Source organism: Salmonella sp. 2020_1395 (genome assembly GCF_043848115.1).
Lineage (GTDB): Bacteria > Pseudomonadota > Gammaproteobacteria > Enterobacterales > Enterobacteriaceae > Salmonella > Salmonella enterica.
This window is the reverse complement of the sequence record NZ_JBCMFH010000003.1, coordinates 234,227-249,285: the sequence shown is the minus strand read 5'-3', so window position 1 is coordinate 249,285 and position 15,059 is coordinate 234,227. Positions and strand designations below refer to the sequence as shown.

Annotated in this window: 14 protein-coding genes and 1 pseudogene; 5 read left to right on the top strand and 10 right to left on the bottom strand. The window is 51.9% G+C overall.

What is annotated here, in order from left to right; genetic code table 11:
* Nucleotide 1: 1 nt before the first annotated feature.
* Both phnS and phnR read right to left on the bottom strand, forming a co-directional pair.
* Entirely contained in the window at nucleotides 2–1,015 is a 1,014-nt protein-coding gene (gene phnS / locus ACH0WD_RS06055; protein WP_000778008.1) for a 2-aminoethylphosphonate ABC transporter substrate-binding protein, read from the bottom strand.
* Between the two features lie 197 nt (nucleotides 1,016–1,212).
* Nucleotides 1,213–1,932, bottom strand: coding sequence for a phosphonate utilization transcriptional regulator PhnR (phnR, locus tag ACH0WD_RS06050; RefSeq protein ID WP_000836268.1), 720 nt, complete (start codon nucleotides 1,930–1,932; stop codon nucleotides 1,213–1,215).
* 139 nt (nucleotides 1,933–2,071) lie between these two features.
* Here phnR and phnW point away from each other — a divergent pair, with 139 nt between their 5' ends.
* Together phnW and phnX are read left to right on the top strand one after the other, a co-directional pair.
* Complete coding sequence (phnW, locus tag ACH0WD_RS06045; RefSeq protein ID WP_000203966.1) at nucleotides 2,072–3,175, top strand: 2-aminoethylphosphonate--pyruvate transaminase; 1,104 nt, start codon at nucleotides 2,072–2,074, stop codon at nucleotides 3,173–3,175.
* A gap of 9 nt (nucleotides 3,176–3,184) precedes the next feature.
* A complete protein-coding gene (phnX, locus tag ACH0WD_RS06040) occupies nucleotides 3,185–3,994 on the top strand; it encodes a phosphonoacetaldehyde hydrolase (RefSeq protein ID WP_001079739.1) in 810 nt (269 codons plus the stop codon).
* 96 nt (nucleotides 3,995–4,090) lie between these two features.
* Here phnX and yajL read toward each other — a convergent pair whose 3' ends face one another.
* Together yajL and panE are read right to left on the bottom strand one after the other, a co-directional pair.
* Nucleotides 4,091–4,681, bottom strand: coding sequence for a protein deglycase YajL (yajL, locus tag ACH0WD_RS06035; RefSeq protein ID WP_001275806.1), 591 nt, complete (start codon nucleotides 4,679–4,681; stop codon nucleotides 4,091–4,093).
* Entirely contained in the window at nucleotides 4,644–5,555 is a 912-nt protein-coding gene (gene panE, locus ACH0WD_RS06030) for a 2-dehydropantoate 2-reductase (RefSeq protein ID WP_000705814.1), read from the bottom strand. Before panE ends, yajL begins: the two co-directional genes overlap by 38 nt.
* Nucleotides 5,556–5,680: 125 nt before the next feature.
* On the opposite strand from panE, the gene ACH0WD_RS06025 reads away from it, so the two are divergent.
* Nucleotides 5,681–6,172: a YajQ family cyclic di-GMP-binding protein gene (locus tag ACH0WD_RS06025; protein ID WP_001138913.1), complete on the top strand. Its 492-nt coding sequence runs from the start codon at nucleotides 5,681–5,683 to the stop codon at nucleotides 6,170–6,172.
* Between the two features lie 46 nt (nucleotides 6,173–6,218).
* Here ACH0WD_RS06025 and ACH0WD_RS06020 read toward each other — a convergent pair whose 3' ends face one another.
* Both ACH0WD_RS06020 and ACH0WD_RS06015 read right to left on the bottom strand, forming a co-directional pair.
* Nucleotides 6,219–7,583, bottom strand: a complete 1,365-nt coding sequence (locus ACH0WD_RS06020; RefSeq protein ID WP_001000935.1) for an MFS transporter — start codon at nucleotides 7,581–7,583, stop codon at nucleotides 6,219–6,221.
* Nucleotides 7,584–7,795: 212 nt separating this feature from the next.
* Nucleotides 7,796–7,954: pseudogene (locus tag ACH0WD_RS06015) on the bottom strand (transposase); the annotation flags it as partial.
* A gap of 174 nt (nucleotides 7,955–8,128) precedes the next feature.
* Here ACH0WD_RS06015 and ACH0WD_RS06010 point away from each other — a divergent pair.
* On the top strand, nucleotides 8,129–9,640 hold the full coding sequence (locus tag ACH0WD_RS06010; RefSeq protein ID WP_000404191.1) for an SEL1-like repeat protein: 1,512 nt from the start codon (nucleotides 8,129–8,131) through the stop codon (nucleotides 9,638–9,640).
* A gap of 11 nt (nucleotides 9,641–9,651) precedes the next feature.
* Nucleotides 9,652–11,142, top strand: coding sequence for a tetratricopeptide repeat protein (locus ACH0WD_RS06005; RefSeq protein WP_000595318.1), 1,491 nt, complete (start codon nucleotides 9,652–9,654; stop codon nucleotides 11,140–11,142).
* An 84-nt stretch (nucleotides 11,143–11,226) separates the two neighbouring features.
* Here ACH0WD_RS06005 and cyoE read toward each other — a convergent pair whose 3' ends face one another.
* From cyoE to cyoB, 4 genes are read right to left on the bottom strand one after another with little or no spacing between them, the layout of a single operon-like run.
* Entirely contained in the window at nucleotides 11,227–12,117 is an 891-nt protein-coding gene (cyoE, locus tag ACH0WD_RS06000) for a heme o synthase (RefSeq protein ID WP_000971352.1), read from the bottom strand.
* A gap of 11 nt (nucleotides 12,118–12,128) precedes the next feature.
* The gene (locus ACH0WD_RS05995; protein ID WP_000019878.1) at nucleotides 12,129–12,458 is read right to left on the bottom strand and encodes a cytochrome o ubiquinol oxidase subunit IV; all 330 of its coding nucleotides are present in this window, start codon (nucleotides 12,456–12,458) and stop codon (nucleotides 12,129–12,131) included.
* Entirely contained in the window at nucleotides 12,458–13,072 is a 615-nt protein-coding gene (locus tag ACH0WD_RS05990) for a cytochrome o ubiquinol oxidase subunit III (RefSeq protein ID WP_000179833.1), read from the bottom strand. The genes ACH0WD_RS05995 and ACH0WD_RS05990 overlap by 1 nt, the downstream gene beginning before the upstream one ends.
* Nucleotides 13,062–15,053: a cytochrome o ubiquinol oxidase subunit I gene (gene cyoB, locus ACH0WD_RS05985; protein ID WP_000467158.1), complete on the bottom strand. Its 1,992-nt coding sequence runs from the start codon at nucleotides 15,051–15,053 to the stop codon at nucleotides 13,062–13,064. Before cyoB ends, ACH0WD_RS05990 begins: the two co-directional genes overlap by 11 nt.
* Between the last annotated feature and the right edge of the window lie 6 nt (nucleotides 15,054–15,059).

The following is a 15,059-nucleotide window of genomic DNA, read 5'->3' as shown; positions in this document are numbered from 1 at the left end:
CTTACTCGCTTTCGGTCACTTTGTGCCAACGGCTAATATCTGCCGACAGCGAAACGGCTACGTCATCCCAATTTGGCTGCCAGCTCTGCACGCCTTCTAACGCGGCAGTGGCGGCCTTGTAATGTTCGTCGCTCGGCGTCACGTCGCTGCGTACCGGCATTCCCCAGGAGAGTTCGCTGACGCGAGTCTGCGCTTCTTTACTCAGCAGGAAGTTAATCAGCTTTTTACCATTTTCACTCTGCGGTGCCCCCTGGACCAGGCCAATGACATAAGGGATGGCCAGCGCGCTGCGCTCGCCTTTGTCGTTAGCCGGCCAGAAGATTTTCACGTTCGGGTTACGTTCCATCTGCGCGAGGTTCATTTGCAGGTCGCCGTTAGCGACGTAGATTTCACCTTTATTAACCAGCGCGGTTAGCTTGCCGGTAGAGGCAGATGGCCCGACGTTATTGGCCTGCAGCTTGCCGAGATACGCAAAACCGGCATCTTTACTGCCGAAGCTGTGGAAAGCCTGCAGCATCACCGCCGTGCCGTCAGCGGCCTGACCTGGCGTGGAATACTGGAGTTTATTTTTGAATTTACCGTCAAGCAGATCCTGCCAGCTCGCCGGGGCAGTTTTCAGCAGCTTGCTGTTGTAGATAAAGCTCAGATAGTTCTTTACCAGCGGCGAATAAAGGTTGTTGGCATCGGGGATAGCCGATGCGGCGTCGGTGTTAAAGTTCGCCAGCAGCTTTTCGGCGGCGGCGCGCTGAATGAATGGCGGCGCGGTTACCAGCACGTCGGCCTGCGGATTCGTACGCTCTTTTGCCAGACGTTCCACTACCACGCCACCACCGCCTTCAACATAGCGTACGGTAATGCCGGTCGCTTTGGTGAACGCGTCAAACTGCACCTGGTACCAGCTGTTATCGCCATCGTGCAGCCCGTCGATGGAGTACACCGTGACCACCGATTCCGCCCATGACGGGGCGCTGGCGAGAGCGAAGACAGACAGCAGAGCAAGTCGGGAAAGTTTCATCGTAATAGCCTCATAGCGTACGTTGCATTTTCTGGCCTATACCAGGTTTGCTTTTTACGCTAAACGGCTTATATGACAAAACGATGAAAGAGAAATAAATCAGTCCACGCCGGATGATGCTGCGCTTATCCGGATAGCCGTGAGACGATACGATTGGTAGGCCGGATAAGTCCCGCAGCCAACATCCGGCGCATCCGCTAGTGGGTATCTACCTCAATGCGCAGGCTGTCGTGACGCCAGTATTCGATATCCAGATCCAGCACTCGCCCGTGTTGATCGTAGTTCAGACGGCGCAGCAACAGCGCCGGGCGTCCTTCCATAACTCCCAGCGCCTGTGCGGCCTGCGCAGGCATGGCGGTGGGGTAGAACGACAGATGCATGCTGGTATAGACGAGGTTGTAGTGCGACTCGTATACCTCGGTCAGGCTGCCGTTGAGATCGTACTGCAGCAGCTCAGGCACGCGGGCGGGCAAACAATGGTTTTCGCAGTAGCACACGGCGCGGCCATCGGCGTAACGCAGACGGGTCAGCAGATAGATTTGATCAAACGGCTGGAGCTGGAGGGGTTCCATGACCTCGACAGGCACGGTGGTTAACACGCCGCTCAGTAGCGCGGTTTTTGGCTCCCGCCCCTGCTCGCGGCAAAGCTTATGGAAGTTGGTATTCTGGGTCGGATCCAGCCACAGGCGTTCCGGCGTAACGAACCAACCGCGACGATCGGCGCGCCAGATAAGCCCACTGGACTCCAGCTGCGCCAGGCTTTCGCGAATAGTAATGCGCGTGGTGTTGAAGATCGCGCACAGTTCGCGTTCAGACGGCAGTTTATCACCGCTTTTCAACGCACCGCTCTGAATACGCGCCTGAAGCTGCGCCTTGATCAACAGGTACTGCGGGATATCGCCCGGGATAGATTTCATGCTTACTCGTTTCCGTTTTGCCTGCCGCCATTATACAAGCAGAGATGAATTTTTTGTTGCAGCGCGATTTTCTCTTTGACCCGTCGCGGCAAAGATCGTCATGATAAATGCAATCTGGTATAGACCAAAGGTAAATAACATGACTTCGCGTAACTATCTGCTGCTGACTCCTGGCCCGCTCACCACCTCTCGTACCGTGAAAGAAGCGATGTTGTTCGATAGCTGTACCTGGGATGATGATTACAATATCGGCGTGGTGGAACAGATTCGCCAGCAGCTAACCGCACTGGCAACGGCCTCCGAAGGCTACACCTCCGTACTGCTGCAAGGCAGCGGCAGCTATGCTGTGGAAGCCGTACTGGGCAGCGCATTGGGGCCGCAGGATAAGGTGCTGATCGTCAGCAACGGTGCATACGGCGCACGAATGGTCGAGATGTCCGGCCTTATGGGTATCGCCCATCACGCTTACGACTGCGGCGAAGTTGCGCGCCCGGACGTGCAGGCGATCGACGCGATCCTCAACGCCGACCCGACGATCAGCCATATCGCCATGGTGCATAGCGAAACGACCACCGGGATGCTCAACCCCATTGATGAGGTGGGCGCTCTGGCGCATCGCTATGGCAAAACCTACATCGTTGACGCCATGAGCAGCTTCGGCGGCATCCCCATGGATATTGCAACATTACACATCGACTATCTGATCAGCTCCGCCAATAAATGCATTCAGGGCGTGCCGGGTTTTGCCTTCGTGATTGCCCGCGAGCAAAAACTGGCCGCGTGCAAAGGGCGTTCCCGCTCGCTGTCGTTAGATCTCTACGCCCAGTGGCGTTGCATGGAGGATAACCACGGCAAATGGCGTTTTACTTCGCCCACACATACCGTCCTGGCGTTTGCACAGGCGCTGAAAGAGCTGGCGAAAGAAGGTGGCGTGGCGGCACGTCATCAACGCTATCAGCAAAATCAGCGCAGCCTGGTGGCCGGAATGAGGGCGCTGGGCTTTAACACGCTGCTGGATGACGAACTTCACTCGCCCATTATCACCGCCTTTTATTCACCGGAAGACCCGCAGTATCGCTTTAGCGAATTTTATCGCCGCCTCAAAGAGCAGGGCTTTGTTATCTATCCAGGCAAAGTGTCGCAAAGCGACTGCTTCCGCATCGGCAACATTGGCGAAGTATATGCCGCCGATATCACGGCCCTGCTGACCGCCATTCGTACCGCCATGTACTGGATGAAATAAGGAACCATGATGAACCGTATTCACGCTGTTATTCTCGACTGGGCGGGCACCACCGTCGATTTTGGCTCCTTTGCGCCGACGCAAATTTTCGTCGAGGCGTTCCGTCAGGCATTTGATGTGGAGATCACCCTCGCCGAAGCACGCGTGCCAATGGGGCTGGGTAAATGGCAACACATTGAAGCGCTGGGAAAATTACCTGCTGTTGACGCGCGCTGGCAGGCAAAGTTTGGTCGCTCCATGAGCGCAGCAGATATTGATGCCATCTACGCCGCTTTCATGCCGTTACAGATTGCTAAAGTTATCGATTTTTCTTCTCCTATTGCCGGAGTTATCGACACGATCGCGGCGCTACGAGCCGAGGGTATCAAGATAGGCTCCTGCTCCGGTTACCCACGAGCGGTGATGGAGCGCCTGGTTCCCGCCGCCGCTGAGCATGGTTATCGTCCGGATCATTGGGTGGCAACGGACGACCTGGTCGCGGGTGGTCGCCCGGGGCCGTGGATGGCGCTGCAAAACGTGATTGCGCTGGGCATTGATGCGGTCGCGCACTGCGTGAAGGTAGATGATGCCGCGCCGGGCATTAGCGAGGGGCTTAACGCGGGGATGTGGACGGTGGGGCTGGCGGTATCGGGTAACGAATTCGGCGCAACATGGGACGCCTATCAGACAATGTCGAAAGAGGACGTTGCGGTCCGCCGCGAGCACGCGGCCAGCAAGCTGTACGCCGCCGGGGCGCATTACGTGGTGGATTCACTGGCGGATTTACCTGAGGTGATTGCGCATATTAATGCGCGTCTGGCGCAGGGCGAACGCCCGTAAAATAACTGCCGGATGGCGCTGTCGCTTATTCGGCCTACAGACTGTACCGTTTTGTAGGCCGGATAAGGTGTTTACGCCGCCATCCGGCAATCATTCTTATTCGTAGTAGTTATAAATCCCCGCCGCCATCACCAGTTGCGAAGCCACTTCATGCGCTTTTTCACGACCAGCCAACAGGTCGATGATTTTCAAACCAAAATCGATAGCGGTACCCGGTCCCTGGCTGGTTAATAATTTTACCCGCGCATCCCACACCACACGCTTATCCAGCCACTGTTCGGCGGGGATCTTATCTTTCAGCGCCGGAAAACCGGTCATATTGCCGATAGGGAAGATATCGTGCGGCACGAGCACTGTGGCGGCTGCGGCGCAAATGGCTGCGACAATGCGCCCGGAGCGGTGAAACTGTTTTACGGTTTCGACCAGCAGCGGGCTGTCGCGAAAGCACTCGGCGCCTTTAATTCCGCCGGGCAACACGATGATGTCATAATCGCCGTCGGCAACTTCAACCAGCGGCGCATCCGCCAGTAGCTTTACACCGCGCGAGCAGACAATCGTCAGGTTGCCATCGCTGGCGACGCTGGCGGTAGTGACGTGGATTCCGCCGCGAACCAGCAGATCGATAGTGGTGACCGCTTCGGTCTCTTCACTACCAGGGGCGAGGCATACCAGTGCCTGAGCGCTCATACTCACTCTCCTTTCGCTTTACCATTTCAAACAGGCGGCTATTTTCCGGAACGGCGAGACCGTGCACGCGGGCGCGCTTGAGTAAATAACCGGTGATGTAGTCAATTTCGGTATGGCGCATGGCGCGCACGTCCTGCAACATGGATGAGATGTTTTCTGCCGTACTGTCAATCACTTGCTCAACATAATAGCGTAAATCGTCTGCCGATGTGTGGTAGCCTTCACGTTCAATCACGGCGGCGACCTCTTCGCAAATCGCGTTGATTTCATCAGGATGATGGCGCAGCTCGCCGTTCGGGCAGTTCCAAAGCGCGGTGAGCGGGTTGATAACACAGTTGACCGCCAGTTTGCGCCACATCTCTGCGCGGATATTGTTATGCCAGGCGACATCGGGCAGTACCCCCTGCAGGATATCGGCGAGATAACTGTAATCGCCGTCTTGCTCGCGCGCCGGGCCAATATGCGTAGTACCGTTAGCGACATGAATAATGATATTACCGTCGCGGCGCGCAGCATGGGTGATAGTCCCCATCAACATCGGCTGTTGGATATTTTGCAGTTCTTCTATGGTTCCCATTCCATTATGAATGAGCAGGATAGGCGACGTCACCGGTAGGGTTGACGCCAGAGTTCGTACTGCGTCGGAAACCTGCCACGCTTTCAGCGTGACTAATAACAGTTCGCTCTTCGCCAAAAAATCCGGATCGTTTGCCGTCAGTGATTCGTTGAAAAAGGAACCATCGGTATCGATCAGATTTACGCTGCAATAAGGTTGTGGCACCCGTAGCCAGCCCTGTACGTCATGTCCGTGTTTGCACAGTGCCGAAAGCCAAAGTTGTCCTAAGGCTCCGCATCCCAGTACAGTAATTTTCATTGTTCCTCCTCACCTGCAACAGCGCCAGGTGTTATGGCGCTAATTATAGCGTCATCAGCTAAGCTTCTCGTTAAGCCTCGTTGCAGGTATTATGCAACGCAACGAAAATGAAGGGAGAAGAAAAGATGCCATCTTTCGATATTGTTTCTGAAGTTGATCTGCAGGAAGCGCGTAACGGCGTGGATAACGCGGTTCGCGAGGTTGAGTCTCGTTTTGACTTCCGTGGCGTAGAGGCGACTATTGAACTGAACGATGCCAATAAAACCATCAAGGTGCTGAGCGAGTCCGATTTCCAGGTCAATCAGTTGCTCGATATTCTGCGCGCCAAGCTGCTTAAACGCGGTATTGAAGGCGCTTCGCTGGATGTACCGGACGAGTTCGTGCATAGCGGTAAAACCTGGTATGTGGAAGCGAAGCTGAAGCAGGGCATTGAAAGCGCCGTGCAGAAGAAAATCGTCAAGCTGATTAAAGACAGCAAACTGAAGGTGCAGGCGCAAATTCAGGGGGAAGAGATTCGCGTGACGGGCAAATCACGTGACGATCTGCAATCGGTAATGGCGCTGGTTCGCGGCGGCGATTTGGGCCAGCCGTTCCAGTTCAAAAACTTCCGCGATTAAGTTGTTATGCCGGATAGAGCCTTGCCGCCATCCGGCAATACAGCATTCATCCTTTGCTGATAAGCTGTTCAACTTCAAAGCGATTGGTCACTTTGCTGTCGATTTTGACGTAAGCGGAATGCTCTTCCGCCACGATCAGCGCTTCGCTTACGCCTTTCATTGCCAACAGTCGCTGTTTTAGCCTGTCGTCAGCAACAATATCCGCTGGAATTTCCACGCGCAGGCTGCTGACATAGGGCGGCTCTTTCATGGTACTTGCCACCGCCAGCCATACCATCGCCAGTACGGCCCCGGCAAGGAAAACGGTTTGCCCATCAAACGTGCCGTCTATCCAGCCGCCCAGCGAGCCGCCAAGCGCCACGCCAAGAAACTGACTGGTAGAATAGACGCCCATCGCCGTTCCTTTATACCCCGCGGGCGACTCTTTGCTAATAAGCGAAGGCAGCAGCGCCTCCATCAGATTAAAGGCGAGGAAAAAGAGTTGTACGCCAATCACCAGCTCCCAGAAATGCTGGCCCGCTCCCCACAACACGATTTCTGCGACGATAATGAGCCCCACGCAGAACAGGAATACCTGCTTCATCCGCCGTTTGACTTCAGCATAGATAATAAAAGGCACGACGGCGGCAAAGGCGATCACCATGGTTGCCAGATACACCTTCCAGTGTTCGGCGGCAGGAAAACCGGCATCGGCAAGCTGGCCGGGCAGGGCGACAAAGGTGGACATCAATAAAATATGCAGACACATAATGCCGAAATTGAGCTTGAGCAGCCTCGGCTCCGCCAGCACTTTACTGAAGCTGCCTTTGACCATCCCGGATTCGCGATTCAGCACATGGTTGGTACTGTTGGGAACCACCCAGATCGTCAGAAGAATGCCCAGGGTGGCGAGGGCGGCGATCATCCAGAATAACGCGTTCAATCCCAGACTATGGGTAACGATCGGCCCTAATACCATCGCAATCGCGAAGGTGATACCAAAGCTGACGCCGATAAACGCCATCGCTTTGGTGCGGTTTTGTTCTCGGGTTAGGTCAGACAGAAGCGCCATGACGGCGGCGGCAATAGCGCCGGACCCCTGTAGCGCTCGCCCCAGAATAATGCCCCAGATTGAGTGGGAGAGCGCGGCAATGACGCTGCCCGCGACAAATACCGCCAGTCCGCCGACAATCAGCGGTTTGCGGCCAATGCGGTCGGACAGCAGCCCAAAGGGAATTTGAAAGATAGCCTGCGCCAGCCCGTAAATGCCGATCGCAATGCCGATTAATGCTTCGCTGGCGCCCTGTAGCGCCATACCGTATGTGGTCAGTACTGGTAGAACCATAAACATGCCCAGCATACGCAACGAAAAGACGGTCCCTAAACCCCATGTGGCGCGCAGCTCCCCTGGCGTCATTTTATAATCGTTCATTGCCACCTCTGTATAAAAGCTGGGAGTAGTGTAGTGCGGGGAGTGTGTCGGGTAAATAGAGGGTTAATTAGCAAATATTATGTTTTTGAAACAGTTGAGCTAAAAAAGAGATAAATTGTTAACACGATAGGGACGATCGGGAGAGTCAGCATAGCCTTGTGCTCCTTCATATTCCGATCTCCTTGGGCTGATGGGCTGTAAGTGGCTATCTGAGCCATATCAGTATAGTGTAGTGGTCGGCCACGGCCTTTAAGCTGTGTGCGCTGTTGCTCCATGTAGCAATAGCAGAACTCGTCAAGCCAGACTGTCAGCGAACCGCGCTGCCTGAGAGTGGCTGGCCGGTGGGTGACTTTAAACTTTTGCTTTGCCATAGGGACCCGATTCTGAAACGACTGCAATGATCAGATTCGTCCATCTTCTGAAAATTTGATTTATTCAACAACGCCGAGACTGATAGCAAACTTTCTGCGTGATGGCGCGCGTTTATCAGGCAGAAGGTTCGTCAGCAGTCGCATTTATTATATTATTCAAGGAGTGAATTCGTTATGGAAATTAAATATTTATCATTATGTATTTTGGCGGGTATTTTATTTGTTAGCCAGGTAAATGCATCAGAGAACAACGGTAAAGATGATGTAAAATATGCTGCGCTTACCCAGAAGGATCTTGATGCTTTGCCTGTGGAAAAAAGAGCTTCGGTTCTGGATGAACTGGGGTTTATCCATGAATACGGTATTGGTGTGCCGATGAATCGCGAGCGGGCGTTGCAGTATTACAAGCAGGCCTGTGAACTTGGCGGTAACTACGGCTGTTATAATGTGAAGTATGCTTATCAGTATGGCGACGGAGTGGCGAAAGATAGCGCTCAGGCCAATATGTATGCTAAGAAAATGAATCTGGATAATTTATTGATTGAGCAAGAGTATATCGATAAGTTTTCGCAAGAAATTTACGCGGCAAAAGCATTGGCCGATACGGATAAATCGCAGCGGCCAGAATTTATTAATGCACTATTTAATCTTCTAAATAATAGGCCAGAGAGCGATGCGCTTTTTTTTAGTCGTATCGGATTTAATCAGGAAAAAACGTTCCGCCTTGCTACGCTATGGGGGCAGGACGGCGATCCACAAATGGATTATCAACTGGGGTTACTCGCCCTTAATGATTTCTCCGGTCATTATGTGGATGAGCCTTATAAGGCCAGGCCAGCCTCGTTGAAATGGTTTCGCGCCGCCGCGGAAAAAGGCGTCGTTGAGGCCCAATCTCTCTTGGGGGGTATTTATTCGGGGGGAGAGGGCGATGAGTGGGGGATTAAGCCAGACATTCAGGAAGCACAAAAATGGTATGGGCAGGCGGCTGAGCAGGGTGACAGCGATGCACAGATTGCGCTAGGTAAAATCTATTATTCTGGCGCAACAGGGCGCACTGATTACGCTAAAGCGCTGGCATTATTTACGCAGGTTGAAAATGATGGTACTAATTCGCGCTCAACGATGCCGTTGAGTTGGATGTATTATAACGGTTTAGGTACTGCACCTGATTGTGATAAAGCCTGGTCGTATTACAAGAAAGCATCTCGATATGTAGGTAAGAAGGTTGAGGAAAAAATATTTTTAAGTAAATGCGCAGCGGATATTCAGAGTCGAAAAAACAACGCGGATGCTTTACCCAAAGTAACCCTAAAAAAAGAGAGTATTTTCTCTCGCGGGATAACGGCTAAGCCGAAAGAATGCGCACTAATTTTTCAGATTGGCACAGATAAAATCCGTAACATGGCGAATTTGCATATTACGCTTGAGCTGAAAAATGATGATGGAGTGGCAACTGAGGAAACGTTAATGATTCCGCCATTCGGTTTGAATACTCTGGGGATAGATATGCAAAATCATGCTGTTGATCCTCTCGTTACCTCATACGATCTCCCGCTGTATACGCAAGATTTTTGTCACGGGATCGGCGATATCCATTTTACGCTGAAATCCGCTACGGCAACGATTAACGATAAGAATGTCGATTTACTGAAAGCTGACAGTGTGCGCTTTTTAGATAAAGAATAAGGGAATGAAAAATGATAAAACAGAAATGGAATCTTTTGCTTCTGCTTGGGCTTTCTTTCGCATCGGTATGCCAGGCAGGTGATGATATTGACGCGTTGTATAGCCGTATTGCGCAGAAAGATATTCAGGCGCTAAATGAGCTAAAAGCGTTAGCCAAAGATAATAACGCCCAAGCGCTGGCGGAGTTGGGGTTTATTTATGAGTACGGTGTTTCAGTATCTGTGGATATTCCGCAAGCAATAAAGTACTACGAGCAGGCTTGTGATTTGGACGGTGATTATGGTTGCTTTAATGCGGCTTATTTCTATGAATATGGCATCGGTACCCAAAAGGATATTACGCAAGCGAAAATATTAGCAAAACAGCTTAGAGAAAAAACTAATTTATCCAATATCAATCTCGATAAAAAGGTGAGTGAACGTATAATTGGGAGTGTTTATAGTAATAAACTTGAGGCATATAGAGACCTTTCATTTCGTCCTCATTTTATTCAAGGCTTAAGTTTCTATTTTTATGCCCCGCAATCAGATGAGCGAAAACTGCTGAGTCGAATAGGTTTTGACTCATCACATCTTGCGCGGATCGCGATACTCTGGGCGAGAGAGGGTGATCCTGAGGTCGCGTATCAGACGGCAAAACTGGTCTCTACTTTGTATTTTAATAATGAAACGAAAACGATAGATATTGCTGAAGCGCTGAAATGGCTCCGAATTTCGGCCGAGAAGGGGGATGCCGACTCACAGACGCTGTTAGGTTTTCTTTATGAACACGCCGGATTGGGATTACAACCAGATGGAGAGAAAGCCCGGAAATGGTATGAAATGGCGGCGCAGCAAGGTAATGGAGAAGCATTGTATACGTTAGGTCGTATGTACTATTCTGGCGTAATGGTTAACGTTGATTACGATAAAGCGCTGTATTTTTTTAAAAAAGCTTATGAGAAAGAATTACAGGCGGCCGCTGATTATTTAGCACAGATGTATTTTAATGGCCAGAGTGTAGATGTCGATTGCCAACAATCCTGGCACTATTACGATAACAGCTATATAAAAAAGATGACACAACGCGATTATCTTGATTATTGTGAAAAAGATCGAAAGCGCCGTAATGATTTTAGTCAGCAACTTCCTGAGTTAACATTAGAAAAATATGCGGGATTATTTGGCAGGATTGATAATATTCCTCTGTGTCAGATTGGATTTGTTGTCAATACGAATAAGTTAATTCATGTTGCGAACTTACGTGTGGAATTGATATTAAAAAATGATGTTGGAGTTAGCGACGAAAGAATGGTCGCTTTTCCTCCTTTGGGTCTCAATACTCTGGGTGCTGAACAGGGTATGGGGGATTCTTTTAAGTCGATGGGATATATCTTGATGAAAAACGGTGACTTGTGTGATTACCATAAACTTACTTTCACCGTGAAGTCAGCGACGGCAACAATCAATGGTAAAAAAGTTGATTTACTGAAAACGGATAATTTACATATTATTCAGAATTGATAAGTCGTGGGGCGTTACTGCCTGATGAAATGAATAAAAAAACCGCCGTTTGTGACACGGCGGTTTTTTCAATAGCAACGCTTGTTACCAGACGTAAGTCAGCAGATTCTGCGAATTCGGCACCATAAAATCAACGGACATCATGATACTCAGCGCAGTAATCGCAATGATAGAGAAGCCGAACAGCTTGCGCGCCCAGACCTTATCATCTTCCACTTTGTAACCGCGTAGCGCCATGCCGAGCCACCAAACGCTGACCGCCGCGGCGACCACCAGGTATTTGTAACCGGCATAACCGCCCAACGTGAGCATTAGCGTTGCAACGGCAAACGCAATGATGTACAGCGTGATGTGGTTTTTAGCGACTGAGATTCCTTTTACCACCGGCAGAACCGGGATATTGGCCGCCTGATAGTCCTTAAAGCGGAAAATGGCGATGGCGTAAGAGTGCGGCATCTGCCAGAGGCTGAAAATAGCCAACAGAATCGCCGCGCCGCTGTCAAAGTCGCCCGTTACGGCGCAGTAGCCAATCACCGGCGGCGCTGCGCCGGAGAGAGAACCAATCAGCGTGCCGTAAACGGAGTGACGCTTCATGTACAAGCTGTACACGCCAACGTAGACCACGAAGCCCATCACCCCCAGCCAGCAGGCCAGAGGATTGGCGCCAAACCACAACAGCATAAAGCCAGCAATACCCAGCAGGGTGGCGTATACCAGCGAGACGCCAGGAGAAATCAGGCCTTTGACCAGCACCCGATTCTTGGTCCTTTCCATCTTCCTGTCGATATCCCTGTCGATGTAGTTGTTAAATACACAACCCGACGCCACAACCAGTGACACCCCGACCAGCGTATAGATGAACAGGGGATAGTCAATGCTGCCCTTTGAAGCCAGCAGAAATCCCCCGATCACCGAGATCAGGTTGCCAAAGATGATGCCTGGTTTCGTTACTTGCAGGTATTGCTTAAACATCATACTCGCCGCTCTTAGTGCATCATCATGTTGTAGTTGAGGTTCCACATAATCCAGATGGAGCCCACAACCAGGATGGCGATGATCAGCACGGTAAAGATGAAGGCCGTCATGTTCCAGCCTTCATCAGATTTGGTGTTCATGTGCAGGAAACACACCAGATGCACCAAAATCTGCACCACTGCCATTGCCAGGATAGATCCCAGAATAACGGCCGGAGAGGCAGCGCCGGTCATCACCATCCAGAATGGAATAACCGTCAGGATGACCGACAGGATAAAGCCGGTCATGTACGTTTTTACGCTGCCGTGGGATGCGCCGCCGCTCTCGGTAGAATGACTCATTACATCGCCCCCATCAGATAAACAACAGTGAATACGCAAATCCAAATCACATCCAGGAAGTGCCAGAACAGGCTCAGGCACATGATGCGGGTACGGTTAGTGCTGGTCAGACCGCGACGGGCAACTTGCACCATCAGCACCGCCATCCAGATCAAACCGGAAGTGACGTGCAGACCGTGCGTGCCGACCAGCGCGAAGAACGCAGACAGGAAGCCGCTGCGATCCGGGCCCATACCGTTAACAATCAGGTGATGGAATTCATAGAGTTCCATCCCGATAAATCCGGCACCGAACAAGAAGGTCAACGCCAGCCAGGAGATAACCTGGCTCTTGTTGTTCTTGTGCATGGCGATCGCCGCCATGCCGTAGGTAATGGAGCTAAATAACAGCAGGAAGGTTTCAACCAGAACGAACGGCAGTTCAAAAATGTCCTTACCTGTCGGGCCGCCAGCGGTGCCGTTCACCAGAACGGCATAGGTAGCAAACAGAATAGAGAACAGAATGCAGTCGCTCATCAGGTAGACCCAAAATCCGAAGATTTTGTTCTGGCCTGCGTCATGGTGCCCGTGTTCGTGCGCGTGGGCAGTCGCGTGCGTTAAAGTATCAGTTGCCATTTTTCAGCCCTGCCTTAGTAATCTCATCGAAATGCTGGTTTTCCAGTTTTTCGACTTCCGGGACCGGCACGTAGTAATCCACATCTTCATCAAAGCTTTTTACAATCCAGCTGATGATCATGCCTGCGAAACCCACTATCGCCAGCCACCAGATATGCCAGATCATGGCGAAGCCAAATACCGTCGCGAAGGCGGCGATAACAATACCGGCACCGCTATTTTTCGGCATATGAATCTCTTCATACTGTCCAGGCTGTTGGTACGCTTCGCCTTTTTCTTTCATTTCCCAGAAGGCGTCACGTTCGTGAACGTGCGGCACAACGGCAAAGTTATAGAACGGCGGCGGAGACGAGGTTGACCACTCCAGCGTACGGCCACCCCATGGGTCGCCGGTCAGATCGCGGTTCTGATCGCGGTCGCGAATAGAAACGAAGATCTGAATCAGTTGGCACAGGATACCCAGCGCAATCAGCGCGGCGCCGGCGGCGGCAACCATCAGCATCGTATGGAACTGCGGATCAATTTGCTGGCTGAGGCGACGGGTCATGCCCATGAAGCCCAGTACGTACAGCGGCATAAAGGCTACAAAGAAACCGATAATCCAGAACCAGAAGGCGCGTTTACCCCAGGTTTCGTTCAGCTTGAAGCCAAACGCCTTCGGCCACCAGTAGGTCATACCCGCGAAGCAGCCAAACACTACGCCGCCGATGATCACGTTATGGAAGTGCGCAATCAGGAACAGACTGTTGTGTAGGACGAAGTCCGCGCCCGGTACCGCCAGCAGCACGCCGGTCATACCGCCGACCGAGAAGGTCACGATAAAGCCGATGGTCCACATCATTGCGGAATGGAAGACGATACGGCCCTGATACATGGTGAACAACCAGTTGAAGATCTTCACCCCGGTCGGGATGGCGATAATCATGGTGGTGATACCGAAGAAGGCGTTAACGTTCGCGCCTGCGCCCATCGTGAAGAAGTGGTGCAGCCAAACGATAAACGACAGTACGGTAATACAGACGGTCGCCCAAACCAGCGAGGTATAGCCGAACAGACGTTTACGCGAGAAGGTCGCTGCGATTTCGGAGAATACCCCGAAGACCGGCAGAATCAGAATGTACACTTCCGGATGGCCCCAGGCCCAAATCAGGTTGATGTACATCATCATGTTGCCGCCCATATCGTTGGTAAAGAAATGGGTGCCCAGATAGCGATCCAGGGTCAGCAACGCGACGGTAACCGTCAGAATCGGGAAAGAGGCGATGATCAGTACGTTGGCGCACAAAGAGGCCCAGGTAAAGACCGGCATCTTGAACATTGTCATACCCGGCGCACGCATCTTCAGGATCGTCACGAAGAAGTTGATACCGGTTAACGTCGTACCAATACCCGAGAGTTGCAACGCCCATATCCAGTAATCGACCCCGACGCTGGGACTGTACTCTATTCCCGATAGCGGCGGATAAGCCAGCCACCCTGTCTGCGCGAATTCACCCACGCCCAGCGAGAGGTTAACCAGGATAACGCCGACAACGGTGAACCAGAAGCTCAGGTTGTTCAGGAAAGGGAACGCAACGTCGCGCGCGCCGATCTGCAGCGGAACCACCAGGTTCATCAGACCGATAACGAAGGGCATCGCCACGAAGAAGATCATGATTACGCCGTGAGCGGTAAAGATCTGATCGTAGTGGTGCGGCGGTAGAAAACCCGCTTCGCCGGCGGAGGCAAGCGCCTGCTGGCTACGCATCATGATGGCATCGGCGAAACCACGTAACAGCATCACAATCGCGACGATGATATACATGATGCCGAGGCGTTTATGGTCAACCGACGTTAACCACTCTTTCCATAGGTAGGTCCACTTACCGAAGTAAGTAATCGCTGCCAGTATCGCCAGTCCCCCGACGATAATTGCAGCGATCGTTACCATGACGATAGGTTCATGGAACGGTACTGCATCCAGTGATAATTTTCCGAACATCTTATC